The sequence below is a fragment of the Nonomuraea sp. NPDC050733 genome (assembly GCF_040654215.1).
Lineage (GTDB): Bacteria > Actinomycetota > Actinomycetes > Streptosporangiales > Streptosporangiaceae > Nonomuraea.
The window spans coordinates 48461-67722 of sequence record NZ_JBFAHO010000007.1 but is presented as its reverse complement, the minus strand read 5'-3'; the positions used below and the strand labels follow the sequence as shown (position 1 = coordinate 67722).

Here is a 19262-nt window from a genome sequence, read left to right as displayed (position 1 = left end):
CGCGCACTACCCGATCGCGGTCGCGGTGGGCGGGCCGTACCCGCCGCCGCCCCCCGACTCGCAGCGCAGCACGTCACCCACGCCGACCGGCAGGGCGTTGACCTTGAGCATCCGACGCTCGCCCGCGGTGCCCGGGTTGAGCGTGACGCGCGGCGGGGCGCCCGCCTCTCCGCCCGCCAGCCCCCACGCCGGGGTGACCGACCGCTCGAACCACAGGGACAGCGAGGTGTCGGAGCAGAACTCGTACTCGCGGACCACACCGTCGCCGCCCCGCCACCGGCCCGCGCCGCCGCTGCCCGGCCGTACCTCGTAGCGGGTGACGCGGACCGGGAACAGCGTCTCCAGCACCTCGATCGGCATGTCGCGCAGTGAGCCGTTGACGTTGTTGATCAGGCACGTCTCGCCGTCGCCGCCCTCCCAGGCGCCCCAGCCGCCGACCGTGGCCTCCTGCGAGACGTAGAGCTTGCCGGTGCGCGGGTCGGTGCCGGTGAACTGCACGATCATGGAGTCGCCGTAGGACGCCGCCGCGACCCGTTCCGGCAGGGCCGGCGCCAGGGCCTTGACCACCAGGTCGATGAGCAGCCCGAGGTGCGAGTAGTAGTACTGGCACGCGGCGGGGGAGCGGGCGGCCAGCATGGAGCCGGGCCGGGTCTCCACCGACAGCGGCCGGAACGAGCCGCCGTTGAGCGGCACGTCGCCCGACACGAGCAGCTTGTAGCCCACGCGCACCGCCGCGACGGCCTGCGCGGCGCCGCAGTTGACCGGGCCGAGCGCCTGGTCGGCGCAGTCGGTCAGGTCCACGCCCATCGACTCGCCCGACACCGTGACGGTGACGTTCACCGGCAGGGGGGTCGCGAGGTCGATGCCGTCGTTGTCGAGGTACCCGCCCGCCCGGTACACCCCGTCGGGGATGGCGGCGATCGCGGCCCGCTCCAGCCGCTCGGTCTGGGCGAAGATCTCGTCCCGGGCGGCCATGACCGTGTCGGCGCCCCACCGGGAGACGATCTCGGCCAGCCGTCGCCGGCCCATCATGACGCAGCTCACCTGGGCGCGCAGGTCGCCGAGCGTGGCGTGCGGGAAGCGGACGTTGGCACCGATGACCTCGTGCAGGTCGGCGCACGGCCGGCCGTCCTCGTACACCTTGACCGGGCCGAGCCGCAGCCCCTCCTGGAAGATCGAGGTGGAGTCCATGGAGCCGCCCGGGTCCTTGGAGCCGACGTCCAGCCAGTGGGCCCGCGACGCCGCGAACCCCACCAGCTCCCCCTCCACGAAGATCGGCCCGTACACGGTCACGTCGTTGAGGTGCGTGCCGCCTATGTAGGAGTCGTTGAGCGCCCACACGTCGCCCTCGCGCCAGACCTGCGGCCCGTGGCGGCGCTCGGTCTCGCGGGTGCACACCTCCAGGTTGCCCAGGAAGATCGGCAGGCCCGACGACTGGCCGAGCACGTTGTGGTCGCGGTCGAGCAGCGCGACCGCGCAGTCCTTGGCCTCGTAGATGACGGGCGTGTAGGAGCTGCGGATGAGCGTGGTGTTCATGTCCTCCGCCGCCTGGACGAGCGCGCAGCGGATGATCTCCGTGGTCACGGGGTCGATCACTGGTCCACCTTCACGATGAGGAAGCCGTTGTCGTCGACCGTGGCCAGGCACCCGGGCGGGACGACCGTGGTCGCGGTCTCCTCCACCACGATGGCCGGCCCGGCCAGCTCTCCGTCGAGGTGCGCGCGGCGCAGCACCGGCGTGGTGTGCACGGCGCCGTCGAACACCACGTCCCGTACGGCCGGCGCCGCCTCCCCGGGGACGTCGGGGGCGCCGGCGGCGACGCGGGGGAAGGACCCGAGGCCGGTGCTGCGCACCATGACGAACTCCACCGGGGCCTCGGGGGTGGCGTGGCCGTAGCGGCCGGTGTGGGCCTCGGCGAAGCGGGCGGCGACCTCCTGGAGGAAGGCCGGCCCGGCCGGCTCGCCCGCCTCGCGCAGGGGGATCGGCACCGTGTAGTCCTGGCCCTCGTAGCGCATGTCGACGGCGTGCTCGACCCTGCGCCGCTCCGCCGGGACGCCCTGCTCGGCCAGGGCCTCCAGCGCCCGCGCCTCCAGGCCGGCGAGCAGCTCCGCCAGCTCGGCTCCGTCGAGGGCGTCCTGCGGCCGGAAGTACGGATGCGTCAGGTCGCGCCGGACCTCGGCCTCCAGCATGCCCCACGCCGAGAACGCGCCGGGGAAGCGCGGGATGACGACCTCCGAGATGCCCAGCTCGCGGGCGATGAACACGGCGTGCATCGCGCCCGCCCCGCCGAAGGCCACCAGGGAGAACTCCCGCGGCTCCACCCCGTGCTCGACGGTGAGGGTCCGGATGGCCTGGGCCATCTTCGCGTTGGCCACGGCGCACACCCCCTCGGCCAGGTCCAGCGGGTCGAGGGCGAGCTCCTCGGCGAGCGTGGCGACGGCCGCTCCGGCCGCCTCCACGTCGAGGTCCATGAGGCCGCCCGCGAACCACGCCGGGTCCACCCGGCCCAGCACCACGTTCGCGTCGGTGACGGTGGGCCGCGTGCCGCCGCGGCCGTAGCAGGCGGGGCCGGGCACCGCGCCGGCGGACTCGGGGCCCACGCGCAGCGCCCCCGCCTCCGCGTACGCGATGGAGCCGCCGCCCGCGCCGATCGTGTGCAGGTTGACGACGGGCATCAGCACCGGGTGGCCCTCGATGCGCGCCTCGGCGCTCACATCCGGGCGGCCGTCGACCACCAGCGACACGTCGAACGAGGTGCCGCCCATGTCCACGCAGATGACGTTGCCGCGGCCGAGGAGCCGGGCCGCCGCGACGCCGCCCATGGTGCCGCCCACGGGCCCCGAAAGGAGCGTCTGCAACGGCCTGCGCATGGCGTGGGCGGCGTTGACCAGGCCGCCGGAGGACTGCATGACGTGGACGGGCACAGCCGGCCCGCGCTCGGCGAAACGCCGCTCGACCTCGGCCAGGTAGCGGCGGACGACCGGGCCGGTGTACGCCTCCAGCACGGCGGAGGAGGTGCGCTCGTACTCGCGCCACTCGCGCGCCACCTCGTGCGACAGCACGACGAGGACGCCGTCGCCCAGCTCCGCCCGCAGGATCTCCCCGGCGCGCACCTCGTGGCGCGGATCGGCGTACGAGAACAGCAGGCACACCGCGACCGCGTCGAACCCCTCCTCGCGCACCCGCCGGGCCGCCCGCCGCACGCCCTCCTCGTCCAGCGGGACGAGCTCCTCGCCCCGCCAGTCGAGCCGGCCGGCCACCTCCGCCACGTCCTCGCGGGGGACCAGCGGGGCGGGCTTGCGGTAGCGCAGGTCGAACATCCGGTCACGGTTGCCGCGGGCGATGTGGTAGACGTCCCCGGCGCCGGCGCTCGCCAGCAGCAGCACCCGCGCGCCCTTGCGCTCCAGCAGGGCGTTGAGCCCCTGGGTGGTGCCGTGCACGAAGTACGAGATGTCGGCGGGGTCGTCGACGACCCGGCTGAGCGCGGCGAACACGCCCTCGGCCAGGTCGTGCGGCGTGGTGGACGCCTTCGACGCCACGACGGACCCGGTCGTCTCGTCGTAGCGGACGACGTCGGTGAAGGTGCCTCCGATGTCCATGGCGACGCGATAGCTCATGCCGTGAACGGTATGCGGTCGGCGCGGCGCGGACATGTGCGGGCCGCGCAGCGGAGCGCGGCCCGCGACGCGTCGCGCCTGACGGGTATCGCGGGCCCTACGCGGCCCTGGCGCGCTTGCGGCGCTGGAACGGCAGGAACCGGTCGGCCAGGTGGGGGCGGGACGGGGTCAGCGTCGGCTCGACCGCCAGGATGCGGTCGAAGCGGAACGCCCGGATGGCCCGGCGCATCCGGCACACCCCGACGAGGTACCAGTACTCCCGGTGGACCAGGCAGGTCACCGGCTCCACGTCACGGACGGTGACGTGCCCGGCGGCGTCGCAGTAGTGGAGCCGGATCATCATCCGGCTGGTGATGGCGTCGGCGATGAGACGGGCCCGGGAGGCGACCTCCACGGGCAGCGGGTCGGTGAGCGTCGCCAGCGTGGCGGCGATGACGTCGTCGTCGAGCTCCAGATGCTCGAGAGCGTGCTGCAGGCCGCGCCTGGCGGTGGCGGCCTGGGGGCCCGTGCCGAGGTGGGCCAGGGAGAGGGCGAGGGCGGCGATCTCGGCGGTCGTCAGCGGGCGGGTGGTGGGCTTCACGACTCTAGCCATACCCCTACGATACGGAGCGCCACCGACAATTTTCGAAAGCGTGTGCGCAAGCAAGGGAACACTGACCCCCGCGGACAGCGCCGCCCGGCACCCCTCGGCGGGGGGCCGGGCGGTGAGCCGGGTGTCAGCGGGAGAGCTGGGTGAGGTCGCGCGAGGCGCCCGTCGAGGCGGACGTGGTCATCGCCGCGTACGCCTGGAGCGCCACGCTGACGGGCCGCTCGCGGTCGCGCGGGCGGTAGCCGCCGAGGTCGGCCAGCAGCCGCTCGCGCCGCGCCGCCAGCTCGGCCTCCGGCACCCGCAGCTCCAGCGAGCGCGACGGGATGTCGATGTCGATGATGTCGCCGTCCTCGACCAAGGCGATCGCGCCGCCCTCCGCGGCCTCCGGCGAGGCGTGGCCGATCGACAGCCCGGACGTGCCGCCGGAGAAGCGCCCGTCGGTCACCAGCGCGCACGCCTTGCCCAGGCCCCTGCCCTTGAGGAACGAGGTCGGGTAGAGCATCTCCTGCATGCCCGGACCGCCCTTCGGGCCCTCGTAGCGGATGACCACCACGTCGCCCTCCTTGACCCGCCCGCCGAGGATGCCCTCGACGGCCTGCTCCTGCGACTCGAACACGACCGCCGGCCCGCTGAACTTCCAGATCGACTCGTCGACGCCGGCGGTCTTGACCACCGCCCCGTCGCGGGCGATGTTGCCGTAGAGCACGGCCAGGCCGCCGTCGGCGGAGTAGGCGTGGTCGAGGTCGCGCACGCAGCCCTCGGCGCGGTCGAGGTCGAGGTCGTCCCAGCGGTTGTCCTGGGAGTACGGCTTGACCGTGCGGACGTTGCCGGGCGCGGCGTGCCACAGCTCGACGGCCTCCGGCAGCACCCCGGGCGAGTACGGGTCCCACTGGGCCAGCATCGAGCCGAGGGTGCCGCCGTTGACCGTCGGCACGTCGCGGTGGAGCAGCCCGGCGCGGTCGAGCTCGCCCAGGATGGCGGGGATGCCGCCGGCGCGGTGGACGTCCTCGACGTGGTACTTGTTCGTCGCGGGCGCCACCTTGCACAGGCAGGGAACGCGCAGCGAGATCTCGTTGATCTCCTTGAGGCCGAAGTCGACGCCCGCCTCGCGGGCCGCGGCCAGGATGTGCAGGATCGTGTTGGTCGAGCCGCCCATGGCCACGTCGAGCGTCATCGCGTTCTCGAACGCGTCGCGCGTGCCGATCGAACGCGGCAGGACCGACTCGTCGTCGTCCTCGTAGTAGCGGCGGGCGATCTCGACCACCCGCCGGCCGGCGTCCTCGAACAGCTTCTTGCGCGCCCGGTGGGTGGCCAGGATCGTGCCGTTGCCGGGCAGCCCCAGGCCCATGGCCTCGACCAGGCAGTTCATCGAGTTGGCGGTGAACATGCCGGAGCAGGACCCGCAGGTCGGGCAGGCCGCCTCCTCCATCTCCAGCAGCGTGGCGTCGGAGACGGAGTCGTCGGCGGCGGCGACCATGGGGTCGACCAGGTCGAGCTTGCGGCCGGGCGTCTTGCCCGCCTCCATGGGCCCGCCCGAGACGAAGACCGTCGGGATGTTCAGCCGGAACGCGGCCAGCAGCATGCCAGGCGTGATCTTGTCGCAGTTGGAGACGCAGATCAGCGCGTCGGCGCAGTGGGCGTTGACCATGTACTCGACGGCGTCGGCGATCAGCTCCCGCGAGGGCAGGGAGTAGAGCATGCCGCCGTGGCCCATGGCGATGCCGTCGTCGACGGCGATCGTGTTGAACTCGCGCGGGATCGCCCCTGCCTCGCGGACCGCGGCGGAGACCACGTCGCCGACCTCGCGCAGATGCACGTGCCCCGGCACGAACTGGGTGAAGCTGTTGGCCACGGCGACGATGGGCTTGCCGAAGTCGCTGCCCGCTACACCGGTGGCGCGGAGCAGGGCGCGCGCGCCGACCATGTTCCTGCCGTGGGTGACCGTACGAGACCTGAGGGCGGGCATTGTGCTTCTCCCATCGCTTTCCAGTCCTCACATGGTACGACCAGCCGCCCGGTAGCTGAGACAGGGCGTCCACCACTCGGACGGTTCGCTCCCGTTCCGTGGGACGCGGGTATCGAATCCCCCAAAGGCGTCAAAAATCGGCGTAAGCTATCTTTTATACTGACTGGTCAGTTCAAAGAGGAGGAAGCCGCCGTGATCGTCGCCAAGGGCCTGTCCGTGGAGGAGGCCTACGCCGGGGTCTCCCTGGAGGCCGGACCCGGCACGCTCACCGTCGTCGCCGGTCCCGCCGGGAGCGGCCGCACCAGCCTCCTCCTCACGCTGGCCGGGCGGATGAAGCCCACGGCGGGCACGCTTGCCGTGGCGGGCCACGTCAAACCTCGCGCCATCCGCAGGGTCGCCGCGCTGGCCCTCGTGGACGGGGTGACCGACCTCGACCGGGCGCTGACCGTCGGGGAGCACCTGCGCGAGCGCGGGCGCGGGCCGTACCCGAAGGTGCTGGGGCAAGCCGGGCTGCGGCTCGGCGACGCCGGCGAGCGGACGCTCGTGCGTGAGCTGGACCGCGAGGCCCAGGTGCGGCTCGGCGTCGCACTGGCGCTGCTCGACGACCCGAAGGTGATCGTCGCCGACAACGTCGACGCCGGCCTGCCGCCCGACCGGCAGGAGGCGCTCTGGACCCTGCTCGACGGCCTGGACCGCACCGTGGTCGCCTCGTGCGTCCACCCGCCCACCCGCTACGACCACCTCGTGGAGCTGTGATGAGAGGCATGCTGCGGTCGAGACTGCCCAGGCTGGCGCTGGCGGCGGTCGTCGTGCTCCCCCTGCTGTACGCGGGGCTGTACCTGTGGTCGTTCTGGGACCCGCAGGGCAACCTGGACCGCGTGCCCGTCGCGCTGGTCATGGAGGACCGGCCCACGACGGTCGGCGGCAAGACCCTGCACGCCGGCCGGGACCTCGCCGACGAGCTGCGGGAGCGCCACGTCTTCAACTGGCACGAGGCGACCCCCCGGCAGGCCGCCGACGGCGTCAGGGACGGCAGCTACTACCTGTCGCTGACCGTCCCCGCCGACTTCAGCTCCCGGCTGGCCTCGCCCGCCGACGACGCGGGCACGCCCGAGCCCGCCCAGCTCGGCGTCCGCGTCGACACGGGGCGCAGCTACATCATCGGCAGCATCTCCGACGCCGTGTTCAACGAGGTGCGGGCCGCCGCCGAGCGCACCGCCGCGCACGACTACTTCGACCGGGTCTTCATCTCCATCGGCGACATCCACGACAAGACCACCGAGGCCGCCGACGGCGCCGGCCGGCTCCACGACGGCACGGTCAAGGCCGGCGACGGCGTCTCCAAACTCAACGACGGCCTCGGCACCGCCGAGAGCGGCGCCCGGCAGCTCTCCTCCGGCCTCGACGCCGCGGGCAGCGCCACCGCCCGCCTGCGTGACGGCTCCACGCAGGTCACCGACGGCATCACCCAGGCCCAGCGCGGCATCGGGCAGCTGCGCGGCGGCCTGACCGAACTGCGCAGCCAGGGCACCGCTCCGCTGCGGCAGGGCGCGCGCGAGGCGTCCGCCAAGGTCCGCGCCCAGACCCGCACCGTCGACCAGATCGCCGACAAGTACGTCCCCCTCCTCAACGCATGGGGCCCGCAGGTGGCCAGTGCCGCCGAGCGGGTCGCCGACCAGGCCGACCGGCTCCAGGACCCCGAGGCCGCCGAGCTGGCCGCCGGCGCCCGGGAGCTGGCGGCCACCGCCCGCAGGATCGCGCAGGTGGCCCCGCAGCTCGGCCCGCGCGTGAACCAGGTCAGGCGGCAGGTCGACCAGCTCGACGCCGGCCTGGCCAAGCTCGCCGCCGGCGCAGCCAAGATCGACAGCGGCGTCGGCAAGGCGGGCCGGGGCGCCGACGAGCTCTACCGGGGCGCCACCAAGCTGCGCGCCGGATCCGCCCAGGTCACCGGCGGCCTCACCCAGCTCAACGGCGGCCTGACCCGGCTCGGCGACGGCGCCGACCAGCTCTCCACGGGCGTGGACCGGCTGCACGACGGCGCCGGCCAGGTCGACAAGGGCCTGTCGCGGCTCGCCAAGGGCTCCAAGGACCTGGCCGACGGCCTCGGCGACGGCGCCAAGCAGATCCCCGACTACGACGCCCGGGAGCGCGACGCCCGCGCCGACATGATGAGCGACCCCGTACGCCTGGACAAGGACGTGGACAACGAGGTGCCCAACTACGGCACCGGCTTCGCCCCGTTCTTCCTGCCCCTGGCCCTCTGGGTCGGTGCGATGATCGCGTACATGGTGCTCAAGCCCCTCAACCAGCGGCGCCTGGCCGGCACGTCGGGCGCGCTGCGGATCGCGCTGTCCGGGTGGTTCCCGGCGCTCGCGCTCGGCGCCGCGCAGGTCGGCGTGCTCGCGGCCGTGCTGCGGTTCGGCCTCGGCCTGGAGGCCGCGAACTGGGCCGGCGTGGTCGGCCTGCTCCTGCTGGCCGCCGCGGCCTTCCTCGCGGTCGTGCAGGCGGTCAACGCGCTGCTCGGCCCGCCCGGCCGGGTCGTGGCCCTGGCGCTGCTGATGCTCCAGCTCACCTCGGCGGCCGGCACGTACCCGATCGAGACGTCGCCCGGCTTCTTCCAGACCATCTCGCCGTGGCTGCCGATGAGCTGGGTCGTCGCGGCGCTGCGCCGGCTGATCAGCGGCGGCGACCCGACCGTGGTCTGGCAGACCTGCGGCGTGCTGACCGCCTTCCTCGTGCTGGGCATCGCGCTCACCACGCTCGCCGTGCAGCGCGGCCGCACATGGACGGTCAAGCGGCTGCACCCGGAGCTGTCGCTGTGAGCCGGCAGGACACCCGGTCGAAGGTGTTCGCGGCCGCCATCGAGCTGATGGCCGAGCAGGGCTACACCGCCACGACCGTCGAGGCCATCGCCGAGCGGGCCGGGGTGGCCAAGGGCACCGTGTTCTACAACTTCGGCAGCAAGGAGGGGCTGTTCGGCGCGCTGCTGGAGCACTCGATCGGCCGGCTGGCCGAGGCCCTGGCGGCGGCCGACACCGGCGCGACCGCGCTGGAGGCGCTCGACTCCGTCGTCCTCGGCCAGCTGCGCTTCTTCGAGGAGCACGGCCCGCTCGCGCGGGTGCTGCTGGCCGAGATGTGGCGGACCGCCTGGCAGGAGGCGGTGGCGCAGCTGCGCGAGCAGGCGCTCGGCGTGTACGCGGGCGTGCTGCGCCGGGCCGCCGCCGGCGGCGAGGTCAGGGCCGACCTCGACGTGGAGACCGCCGCCACCGCCGTCTTCGGCATGGTGCTGACGGTCTCCATCGAACGGCGGGCGCTCTACCCGGACCGGCCCGTGGAGCGGACCCACGCCACGCTGGCCGAGCTGCTGCACGGCCGGATCAGGTGACGGCCCGCCGCGGCCCTGGGCGGGTCAGCCCTCGCCGTAGCGGGCGGGCAGCACCTCGGCCGCGATCTCGTACAGGCGCTCGATCTCGGCGTCGGTCAGCGCGCGCTCACGCTTGGTGATCCACTTGCGGGCCCGGCCGCCCTCGTAGACGTCCACCCCGCGGATCGTCATGATCTTCCAGGGCACCGCCGGGCCGTAGATCGCCAGGGACGGCACGACCTGCACCTCGCGGCCGTACACCTTGCTGATCAGCTCGCTGGCCGCCGACGCCTCCATCTTCGCCTCGGCGATACGGGCCTTCTTGTCGAACGGGCCGTGGTAGAGCTTCTTGCCCATCTGCACGCGGACCGGCAGCTGCTTGTCCCACTTCTCCGAGTCGACGGCGTACACGCCGGTCGGCCCGACGACGAGGTGGTCGATCTGCGCCTCGGTGCCGGGGATCGCCCTCGCGTGCAGGGTGCGGTAGCCGTTGCGCTCCAGCTTGCGCAGCTGGGCCTCGGTGCGCCGCTCCGCGACGGAGGCGCGCCGCCACGCCGGCACGGTCGAGTTCGACCGGGCACGGTAGACCGCGTCGGCGATCGCCGCGATGACGCCCGCCGTCACGCCCAGCCGCCAGTCGGCGAGCAGGAAGCCCGCGACCAGCGCCACGGCGACCGCCAGCAGCGCGCGGTTGCGGAGCGAGCGGTAGCGGGGCTGCTGGATGAGGCTGCGCAGGGAGGCGCGCACCACGGGCACGGAAGCGGGCACGGACGCGGCCGCCGATCGCTCGGCGCCGCTCTGCCCGGCGGCGGCCGGGTCGGCGTCGGTCTCGGTCTCTGGTCGGTCGCTCACCCAGATGGGCGAGGCACTGTGACCGTCTTCTCGCTGGTGGTCGGAGTCCACGCGATTCACCGTAGCCCGTGGAGATCGTCGATTCCTAGTGTTGCTCCGTCCATAGTTTTATGGCTCAGGTCACCGTGTCCCGCGCCGGATTTCCGGGTATCTACTACGTTCCTCGCCAGAGATCCCTAGTGGGCGTAACGTGCGGCCAGGATGTGGCCGAGGCCAGGACGAGCGTCAGACGGCGTCGTCGGGCAGGCGGTCGAGCAGGGTGACGACGTGCTCGCTCACCCCGGCCAGCAGCGTCGAGGGCATGATCGCCGCGTCCGCGATCGCCGCGAACAGCGACGGCAGCCCCGGCAGCGGGAACCCGTCGTCCTTCGTGGCGGCCGCGCCGATCGCGTTCTTGTCCAGGGCGGCGCGGCTGCGCTCCCACGCCTCCAGCACCTCCTCGGGCGACGGCACGCCGAACCCGTGGCCGACCGGTGCCGCGTGGCGCAGGCGTACCAGCGGGGTCTCGGCGAAGGCCAGCGCGGTGCGGGCCCGCACGCCGAGGTCGGCGCGCGGCTCCGGCGGGATCCAGTGCATCGCCGTGCACGGGTTGCGGCAGGTGGAGACGCACACCGCCAGCGCGCCGGCCACCTGGCTGTGCTGCCGGTCGAAGTAGGCGCGCCAGCCCTCGGCGGGCTCGACCGCGACCCGGAGCGTCCGGTTGGTGGCCGACTGCTCGGACTTGGTGTGGTCGCAGTCGCGGTCGCCGATCACGCCGAAGCGGCTGCCCGGGGCGCTCAGGCCGTCCGGCCAGCGCACCGGGTCGCCCGCGTGACCGAGCTGCGGCTCGAACGCCAGCAGCGGCAGGTACTCGCTGGCGATGTGCACGGCGGCGATCATCGGGCTCAGCTCGCGGCGCCGCCAGCGGATCTCGATGACCTCCAGCAGCAGCCCGTACGCGGGCCGCAGCGACTCCAGGGCGCCCCTCGGCTGCTCGCGGGGCGTCTGCGGCATGTGGCAGGCCCGGGCCTGCCGCTTCAGCTCCGCGGGCACGGCCTTCGCCTCGGCCGCGAAGTCCTCGGCGTCGAGGGAGAGCAGCCGCTGCCCGAACTCGCACACGTCCGCCACCTCAGCCGACGGGGCGAGCGCCCCGAGGTCGGCGAACGCGTGGCGGCGGGCGAGGGTGACGAGCAGGTCGCGCGTGGACTTCACGTGCTCACTCTCTCACGGGGCCGACCCGTCCCCCGGCAAAGCGGGCGCCTCGCCCGTTTCGCGTCAAGCAGATCATCGCCGGCCTTTTCCGCCGCTGCCCGCGGACCCCGGTCCCTTCAGGCACGTCAGGGGCAGGGGGCACGGACGCACTGGATGTCGCCGGGCTCCTTGGTGGCCGACGGCTCGGGCGTCGGCTCCTGAGGGTCGGCCGTCGTCGGCTCCTGGGTGGGCTCGGGCTCGCGCGTGGTGGGCGGCGGCGTCGTCGTGGGCGGGGTCGTGGTGGGGGTCGCCGTGGGCGTGGGCGCCGTCGGCGTGACCGTGGGGGTGACGGGCGTGGGCGTGCCGCTCGGCCGCACGCTGACGCTGGTCTTGGGCGGGGGCGCGGAGGGGTGGCGCGTCACGGACGGGTCGGCCGCGGTCGTCGTCCGGCTCGTCGTGGCGGCCGGCGTCGGGCTCGTGATCGGGTCGGCGGCGCTCTGGTCGCGCGTCCAGACGGACCCGGCGACGGCCACGCTGACCGTGACGGCCGCGGCCACCGACGCCAGCGCGCTCAGCAGCCCGCGCCGCCGGCGCGAGGAGGGCCGCGAGTCCGGCTCGGCCAGCGCCCGCCGCGCCGCGCCGGCCAGCTCGGCGGCCGACGGCCAGCGCATGTCGGGCGCCTTCTCCAGCGCCCGCTGGACCACCTGCCGGGGCCCCGCGGGAATCTCGGGCGGCAGCGCCGGGACGGGCGCGTGGAGGTGCTTGTAGATGATCTGCACGGGCGTGTCGCCCTCGTACGGCAACCGCCCGGTCAGGCACTCGTACGCCACCACGCCCAGCGCGTAGACGTCGGCCGCAGGGGTGACGCCGCTCGCGGTGGCCAGCTCGGGGGCGCAGTAGGCGGCCGAGCCCAGCATCGCGCCGGTGGCGGTGAGCTGACCGGCCGAGACGGAGTGCGCGATGCCGAAGTCGGTGAGCGCGACCCGCCCGTCGGGCCTGATCATCAGGTTGGCCGGCTTGACGTCACGGTGCACGATGCCCTGCGCGTGCGCGGCGCCCAGCGCGTCGGCCACCTCGGCCACCAGCCGCATGGTCTCGGCCGGGTCGAGGGCCCGGCGCCGCAGGATCCGGTCGAGCGACTCACCCTCGACGTACTCCATCACCAGGAAGCTCATCCGCCGCCCGGCGACCTCGCACGTGCCGTAGTCGTAGACGTCGACCACGCCGGGATGCCGCAGCGTGGCCATGGCGCGGGCCTCGTTCTGGAACCGCTGGGCGAACGCCGGGTTCTCGGCCAGCGCGGGCATCATCACCTTGACGGCGACGGTGCGGCCGAGAACCGTGTCGGCGGCGCGCCAGACCTCGCCCATGCCGCCACCGCCGACGCGGTCGGCCAGCACGTAGCGGTCGTTGAGCGTGGTCCCGGAGCCGAGCACGCCTTCGAGGCTAACACCGGCAGGCCCATGACCAGGCCGGAATCGGCCACGGGCGGCCTGCTACGGCGGGAACGGCCGAGGGCCCCGGCACAAGGCGCGGGACCCTCGGGAACCGATCGCTACGACGCGGACTCCGCGTCCTTGGCCCGGTTGCGCAGCGCGCGGCTGACGCCGTCTGCCCCTTCGAGGATCAGCCGGCGCAGCGCCTGCGGCGGCTGGTGCTCGGCGAGGTAGCGCTGGGCCGCCTCCACCGTCTCCGGCTCGATGAGCAGCGACGGGAAGCACCCCACCGCGAACGTCGACGCCTGGTCGAAGGTCCACTCCTTGTAGATCCGCCCGACCTCCGCGAAGTACTTGTCGCGGTACGGCTCCAGCAGCTCGACGTGCTGCGGGTCCTGCAGCCCGGCGATCGTGGTGCGGGCGATGTGGTTGGCCAGCCCACCGCCCACGACGGCCGCCCAGGCCGCCGCCTTGGCCTCGGCCGTCGGCACGGCCGCCCGGCACAGCGCCGCGGACCGCTCGCCGGTGGCGGTCGGGTCGCGCCGCAGCTCGGCCTCGATGTCCGCCTCGCCGAGCACGCCGCCCGACACCAGCGCGTGGACGAGCGTCCAGCGCAGGTCGGTGTCCACGGTCAGGCCCGCGGGCACCGCCGAGCCGTCGAGGATGCCGCTGAGCAGCGCGAGGTCGCCTTCGGAGGTGGCCACCGGCGCGAACGCCTGCAGGAACGCGAGCTGGTGGTCGGAGCCGGGCTCGGCGCCCTCCAGCAGCGACCGGAGCTCGGTGGCGAGGAGAGCCAGGCCCTCCTGCCGCCAGGCCGGGTCGGCGTACTGCTGCACGGCCATCCGCGCCTGCCGTAGCACGGCCTGCAGGACCGTGATGTCCTTGACCGTGCCCACGCCCGACACCACGAGCCGGACGTAGTCGCGGGTGGACAGCTCGCCGTCGCGCGTCATGTCCCAGGCCGCCGACCAGCACAGCGCGCGGGGCAGCGACTCGGTGAAGCGGGCGATGCCGCCGTCGACCAGCGTGCGCAGCGACCGCTCGTCCAGGCGGATCTTGGCGTACGTCAGGTCGTCGTCGTTGACGAGGACCAGGTCGGGCTGCTCCTCGCCGGCCAGCTCGGGAACGGCCGTGCGGGCGCCCACGACGTCGAGCTCGACCCGCTTGACCCGGGTGAGCACGTCGCCGTCCAGCTTGTACAGACCGATCGCGACGCGGTGCGAGCGCAGCGTCGGGTAGTCGGCCGGGGCCTCCTGGAGCACCTCGAAGCTGTCGAAGCGGCCGTCGTCGGTCAGCGTGAAGGAGGGGCGCAGGGTGTTGACCCAGGCCGTCTCCAGCCACTCCTTCGACCAGGACGACAGGTCACGGCCGGAGGTCCGCTCCAGGGCGTTGAGCAGGTCCTTCAGCTCGGTGTTGCCCCAGGCGTGCTCGTTGAAGTAGTCACGCACTCCGGCCAGGAAGTTGTCCAGCCCCACGTACGCGACGAGCTGCTTGAGCACCGAGGCACCCTTGGCGTACGTGATGCCGTCGAAGTTGACCTCGACCGCCTGCATGTCGGGGATGTCGGCGGAGATGGGGTGGGTGGAGGGCAGCTGGTCCTGCCGGTAGGCCCAGGACTTCTCCACGTTCGCGAACGTCGTCCACGCGCCGCCGCCCCAGCGCGTCGCCTCGGCCTGCGCGAGCACGGACATGTACGTGGCGAACGACTCGTTCAGCCACAGGTCGTCCCACCAGCGCATGGTGACGAGGTCGCCGAACCACATGTGCGCCATCTCGTGCAGGATCGTCTCGGCGCGCCGCTCGACCACCGCGTCGGTGACCCGGGAGCGGAAGACGTAGTCCTCCAGGAAAGTGACGCAGCCGGCGTTCTCCATCGCGCCCGCGTTGAACTCCGGCACGAAGAGCTGGTCGTACTTGCCGAACGGGTAGCGGACGCCGAACACCTTGTGGAAGAAGTCGAAGCCCTGCCGGGTGACCTCCAGGATGTTGTCGGCGTCGAGGTGCTCCGCGAGCGAGGCGCGGCAGTAGACGCCGAGCGGGATCCCGTCGTGCTCGGAGGTCACCTTGTGGTACGGACCGGCGACGAGCGCGGTGATGTACGTGGACATGACCGGCGTGGGCGGGAACTCCCACCGCTTGGCGGGCTGCGCGGCTCCGTGCTTGCCGCCCTCCGGGGCCAGGTCCTCGACGCTGGAGGCGGCGGCGTTGGAGACGACCTCCCAGTCGGCCGGCGCGAGCACGGTGAGCTGGAAGGTGGCCTTGAGGTCGGGCTGGTCGAAGCAGGCGTACATGCGGTGCGCGTCGGCCGTCTCGAACTGGCTGTGCAGGTAGACCTTCTGGTCCACCGGGTCGACGAAGCGGTGCAGGCCCTCGCCGGTGCGCATGTAGGCGCAGTCGGCGTCGACGCGCAGCTCGTTGGTCTCGGCCAGGGAGGGCAGCGGGAAGCGGCCCTTCTCGGCGTCGTAGGCGGAGACGTCGAGGTCCTCGCCGTTGAGCGTGACGCGGCGCACCCGCGCGCCGTGCAGGTCGATGAAGGTGGACGCGCCGGGCTGGGTGCCGGCGAAGCGGACGGTGGTGACGCTCTCGAACCGCTCGTCCCCCTCGGTCAGGTCGAGGGCGACCTCGTATGACTCGACATTCAGCAGCCGGGCGCGCTCGCGAGCCTCGTCCCGAGTCAGGTTGCCTGCCAAGTTGTGCTCCTTTTCACCACTCCGTCGGGGTAGTCGGCATCCTGTCACGTGGAATAGGAGGCCGACGTTCCCAGGTTATGGCCATACATGACTACGAGGACTCCTGCCGATCTGTGGTTCGACCCCTCCTGCCCCTTCGCCTGGGCGACCTCGCGTTGGCTGATCGAGGTGGAGCAGGTTCGCCCCATCGAGCCGCGCTGGCACCTCATGAGCCTGAAGCTGCTCAACCAGGACAAGGACGTCCCCCAGGAGTACAAGGAGCGCACCGTGCGCGCCATGGGGCTCGTGCGGGTCATCGCCGCGGCCCAGCAGAAGTACGGCGACCAGGTGACGGGCCCGCTCTACACCGAGTTCGGCACCCGCCTGCACAACGAGGGCAGGTCCAAGCGGCCGGAGCTCTACCGTGAGATCGCGGAGGAGTCCCTGGTGGCGGTCGGCCTCGACGCCGAGCTGGTCTCCGCCATGGAGTCCGAGGACCACGACGACGCCATCGCCGCCTCCCACGAGGAGGGCATCGGCCTCGTCGGCGAGGACGTCGGCACTCCGATCATCCGCGTCGGCTCCAACGCCTTCTTCGGCCCCGTCATCACCCGCGTCCCGCGCGGGGAGGAGGCCGGCCGGCTGTGGGACGGCGTGCTGCTGGTGACGGCGTTCGAGGACTTCTTCGAGCTCAAGCGAACCCGCACGCGGTCGCCCCGCTTCGACTGACCCGCTCCCACCGACTCGCTCCGACCGACTCGCTTCCGGGCACCGACTCTCTCGGTGCCCGGGGCGGTTTCCTTGCCTCCCGGGCACAGTCCCGTACCTTCCTGACGAACCCCTGTCATGCGCACGCCCTCGCCAAGTCGGGAGCGGCGCGCGAGTATGGGGCCATGCGCAAGCTGTACATCGGCGGTGCCTGGACCGCGTCGGTCTCGGGTGAGGCGATCGACGTCGTCAACCCGGCCACAGAGGAGATCATCGACCGGGTGCCGGCGGGCGCGCCGGCCGACGTGGAGGCCGCGGTCCTGGCCGCGCGCAGAGCCTTCGCCGCGTGGTCGGGCGCCGATCCCGCGGACCGCGCCAAGCTCCTCGCCGCCGCGGCCGAGCTGCTCGAACAGCGCGCCCGCGAGGTCGCCCACGCCATCGCGACCGACATGGGGGCGCCGCTGCGGTTCGCGCTCAAGGTGCAGACCCTGATGCCCGCCGGGGTGCTCGCCTCCTACGCCCGGCTGGCCGAGAGCCACCCGCGCGAGACGCGCACCGGCAACTCCCTGGTGCTCAGGGAGCCGGTCGGCGTGGTCGCCGCGATCACCCCGTGGAACTACCCGCTGCACCAGGTCGTCTGCAAGGTCGCGCCGGCGCTGGCCGCGGGCTGCACGGTCGTGCTCAAGCCGAGCGAGGTGGCGCCGCTCGCCGCGTACGCACTGGCTGAGATCTTCGAGGAGGTGGGCCTGCCGGCCGGGGTGTTCAACCTGGTCAGCGGGCGCGGACCGGTGGTGGGCGAGGCCATGGCGGCCCACCCTGAGGTGGACATGGTCTCCTTCACCGGCTCGACCGCCGCCGGCCGCAGGGTCGCCGCGCTGGCGGCCGAGGGCGTCAAGCGCGTGGCGCTGGAGCTCGGCGGCAAGTCGGCCAACGTCATCCTGCCCGACGCCGATCTCGTCACGGCCGTCAGGTCCGGTGTCGCCAACTGCTTCGTCAACTCCGGCCAGACCTGCTCCGCCTGGACCCGCATGATCGTCCACCGCGACCAGTACGACGAGGCGGTGGGCCTGGCCGTCGAGGCGGCCCGCTCCTACACCGTCGGCGACCCGCTCGACGACGCCACCCGCCTCGGCCCGCTCGTCTCGGCCGTGCAGCGCGACCGCGTCGTCCGCTACATCAACCGGGGCCAGGAGGAGGGCGCCCGGCTGGTCACGGGCGGCACGGAGCGGCCCCTGCCGCGCGGCTACTACGTGGAGCCCACCGTCTTCGCCGGCGTCGAGCCGGGCATGGCCATCGAGCAGGAGGAGATCTTCGGCCCGGTGTTGTCGATCATCCCGTACACCACCGAGGAGCAGGCCGTCCGCATCGCCGACGGCACCCGTTACGGCCTGTCGGGCGCCGTCTGGGCGGGCACGGAGGAACGCGCCCTCGCCGTGGCCCGCCGCCTGCGCACCGGCCAGGTCATGATCAACGGTGGCCGCTTCAACCCCTCGGCCCCGTTCGGCGGCTACAAACAGTCGGGCATCGGGCGGGAGCTGGGCGAGGCCGGCCTGGAGGAGTACCTGGAACTCAAGTCCCTCCAGCTGTGACTAAAGGATCATGCCTCCCGTGGCCAGGAGGTTCTGGCCGGTGATCCAGCCGCTGTCCGGGCCGGCCAGGAACGCCACGACCGAGGCGATGTCCTCGGGTCGTCCCAGCCGTCCCAGCGCCGTGAGCGCCGCCGCCCGCTCCAGCGCCTCCGGGGCGTTGCTGGAGTGCAGCATGTCGGTGTCCGTGGCGCCGGGCGAGACGGTGTTGGCGGTGATGCCACGGGGGCCCAGCTCGCGCGCCGCCACCTTGGCGAACTGCTCGACCGCCGCCTTGCTGGCCGCGTAGAGGCCGATGCCGGGGCCGGCGAGCGCGGTGTTGAGGGTGGAGATGGCGATGATCCGGCCGCCGTCACGCATGACCCGGGACGCCCACCGGATGGCCAGGAACGTGGCGCGGGCGTTGACGGCGAACACCCGCTCGTACGTCTCCTCCGACACCTCCGCGATGGTTCCCAGCCCGCCCTCGGCCGCGTTGGAGACGATGACGTCCACGCCGGGCAGCAGCTTCTCCGCCTCGGCGAACAGCCTCTCCAGGTCCTCCTTGACGCCCTGATCGGCCTGGACGGCGTGCGCCCCGGTCTCGTCGGCGACCCGTGCCGCCGTCTCCGCGCTGTTGAGGTAGCTGAAGACCACCTCGGCCCCGTCGGCGCGCAGCCGCTCGACGATCGCCCTGCCGATGCCCCGGGACCCGCCCGTGACCAGTGCGCCCTTGCCCGCGAGTACGCTCATGCCGCCAATCTATGCCTTGAGGATGATCTTGCGCGCCTCGTTCTTCGGGAGCCGGTCGACGTACAGCCTGCCGTCGAGGTGGTCGGTCTCGTGCTGGAAGCACCGGGCCAGCGACCCCCGGGCCTTGACGCGCAGCGGGCGGCCGAGCCGGTCGAGGCCCTCGACCGTCACCCCGGCGGCCCGGGCGACCGGCGCGTAGATGGGCGTCCCGGTCCTCCGGTCGGGCACCGACAGGCAGCCCTCCTCGTCGAGGATCTCCTCGGGGTCGTCGACGGTCAGCACCGGGTTGATCACGTGCCCCTTGCGCCCGCTGATGTCGTAGACGAACAGCCGCCGGGACACGCCGATCTGCGGGCCGGCCAGGCCGACGCCGTCCACCGCGTACATCGCCTGGAACATCTCGTCGATCAGGCGGCGCAGCTCCCGGTCGAAGCCCTCGACGGGCTCGGCGGCCGTACGCAGGACCGGGTCGCCGATCACGCGGATCTCACGCATGGATGCTCAACTTCCGTAAGGGGCGGTCATGGTTGGCAGTCCTTACTGTAGCGAGCCGCCGCGCCGCCCACAGCTCCT

Annotated in this window: 15 protein-coding genes; 5 read left to right on the top strand and 10 right to left on the bottom strand. The window is 73.1% G+C overall.

Annotation, left to right across the window (positions count from 1 at the left end; translation table 11 throughout):
- Nucleotides 1-6: 6 nt before the first annotated feature.
- From AB0H64_RS15510 to ilvD, 4 genes are all read right to left on the bottom strand, one after another.
- A complete protein-coding gene (locus AB0H64_RS15510; protein ID WP_357624209.1) occupies nucleotides 7-1596 on the bottom strand; it encodes a hydantoinase B/oxoprolinase family protein in 1590 nt (529 codons plus the stop codon).
- Nucleotides 1593-3617, bottom strand: coding sequence for a hydantoinase/oxoprolinase family protein (locus AB0H64_RS15505; RefSeq protein ID WP_357624206.1), 2025 nt, complete (start codon nucleotides 3615-3617; stop codon nucleotides 1593-1595). Before AB0H64_RS15505 ends, AB0H64_RS15510 begins: the two co-directional genes overlap by 4 nt.
- Before the next feature lie 97 nt (nucleotides 3618-3714).
- A complete protein-coding gene (locus tag AB0H64_RS15500; protein WP_357624204.1) occupies nucleotides 3715-4209 on the bottom strand; it encodes a WYL domain-containing protein in 495 nt (164 codons plus the stop codon).
- A 124-nt stretch (nucleotides 4210-4333) separates the two neighbouring features.
- Nucleotides 4334-6172 carry a dihydroxy-acid dehydratase gene (ilvD, locus tag AB0H64_RS15495; protein ID WP_357624201.1) on the bottom strand — a complete coding sequence of 613 codons (1839 nt, stop codon included), beginning with the start codon at nucleotides 6170-6172 and terminating at the stop codon, nucleotides 4334-4336.
- A gap of 192 nt (nucleotides 6173-6364) precedes the next feature.
- Between ilvD and AB0H64_RS15490 the strand changes: the two genes are divergently transcribed.
- The 3 genes from AB0H64_RS15490 to AB0H64_RS15480 are packed head-to-tail and all read left to right on the top strand — an operon-like array spanning nucleotide 6365 to nucleotide 9557.
- A complete protein-coding gene (locus AB0H64_RS15490) occupies nucleotides 6365-6928 on the top strand; it encodes an ATP-binding cassette domain-containing protein (protein WP_357624199.1) in 564 nt (187 codons plus the stop codon).
- Between the two features lie 8 nt (nucleotides 6929-6936).
- On the top strand, nucleotides 6937-8994 hold the full coding sequence (locus AB0H64_RS15485; RefSeq protein WP_357624197.1) for a YhgE/Pip domain-containing protein: 2058 nt from the start codon (nucleotides 6937-6939) through the stop codon (nucleotides 8992-8994).
- Nucleotides 8991-9557 carry a TetR/AcrR family transcriptional regulator gene (locus AB0H64_RS15480; protein ID WP_357624195.1) on the top strand — a complete coding sequence of 189 codons (567 nt, stop codon included), beginning with the start codon at nucleotides 8991-8993 and terminating at the stop codon, nucleotides 9555-9557. The genes AB0H64_RS15485 and AB0H64_RS15480 overlap by 4 nt, the downstream gene beginning before the upstream one ends.
- Before the next feature lie 24 nt (nucleotides 9558-9581).
- Here the strand turns inward: AB0H64_RS15480 and AB0H64_RS15475 are convergent, their stop codons facing one another.
- The 4 genes from AB0H64_RS15475 to pepN all read right to left on the bottom strand — a co-directional run bounded on the left by AB0H64_RS15475 (nucleotide 9582) and on the right by pepN (nucleotide 15684).
- Nucleotides 9582-10439 carry a nuclease-related domain-containing protein gene (locus tag AB0H64_RS15475; protein WP_357624193.1) on the bottom strand — a complete coding sequence of 286 codons (858 nt, stop codon included), beginning with the start codon at nucleotides 10437-10439 and terminating at the stop codon, nucleotides 9582-9584.
- 174 nt (nucleotides 10440-10613) lie between these two features.
- On the bottom strand, nucleotides 10614-11579 hold the full coding sequence (locus AB0H64_RS15470; protein ID WP_357624190.1) for a hypothetical protein: 966 nt from the start codon (nucleotides 11577-11579) through the stop codon (nucleotides 10614-10616).
- A 125-nt stretch (nucleotides 11580-11704) separates the two neighbouring features.
- The gene (locus AB0H64_RS15465; protein WP_357624187.1) at nucleotides 11705-12994 is read right to left on the bottom strand and encodes a serine/threonine-protein kinase; all 1290 of its coding nucleotides are present in this window, start codon (nucleotides 12992-12994) and stop codon (nucleotides 11705-11707) included.
- A gap of 119 nt (nucleotides 12995-13113) precedes the next feature.
- Nucleotides 13114-15684 (bottom strand): aminopeptidase N, encoded by a 2571-nt coding sequence (pepN, locus tag AB0H64_RS15460; protein ID WP_357624185.1) that lies wholly within the window; start codon nucleotides 15682-15684, stop codon nucleotides 13114-13116.
- An 87-nt stretch (nucleotides 15685-15771) separates the two neighbouring features.
- On the opposite strand from pepN, the gene AB0H64_RS15455 reads away from it, so the two are divergent.
- Both AB0H64_RS15455 and AB0H64_RS15450 read left to right on the top strand, forming a co-directional pair.
- Nucleotides 15772-16392 carry a disulfide bond formation protein DsbA gene (locus tag AB0H64_RS15455; RefSeq protein ID WP_357624183.1) on the top strand — a complete coding sequence of 207 codons (621 nt, stop codon included), beginning with the start codon at nucleotides 15772-15774 and terminating at the stop codon, nucleotides 16390-16392.
- A 164-nt stretch (nucleotides 16393-16556) separates the two neighbouring features.
- Nucleotides 16557-17960: an aldehyde dehydrogenase family protein gene (locus AB0H64_RS15450; RefSeq protein WP_357624181.1), complete on the top strand. Its 1404-nt coding sequence runs from the start codon at nucleotides 16557-16559 to the stop codon at nucleotides 17958-17960.
- Here the strand turns inward: AB0H64_RS15450 and AB0H64_RS15445 are convergent, their stop codons facing one another.
- Nucleotides 17961-18689: an SDR family oxidoreductase gene (locus AB0H64_RS15445; RefSeq protein WP_357624179.1), complete on the bottom strand. Its 729-nt coding sequence runs from the start codon at nucleotides 18687-18689 to the stop codon at nucleotides 17961-17963. It lies immediately after the preceding gene.
- Nucleotides 18690-18698: 9 nt separating this feature from the next.
- On the bottom strand, nucleotides 18699-19184 hold the full coding sequence (def, locus tag AB0H64_RS15440; RefSeq protein WP_310712268.1) for a peptide deformylase: 486 nt from the start codon (nucleotides 19182-19184) through the stop codon (nucleotides 18699-18701).
- Between the last annotated feature and the right edge of the window lie 78 nt (nucleotides 19185-19262).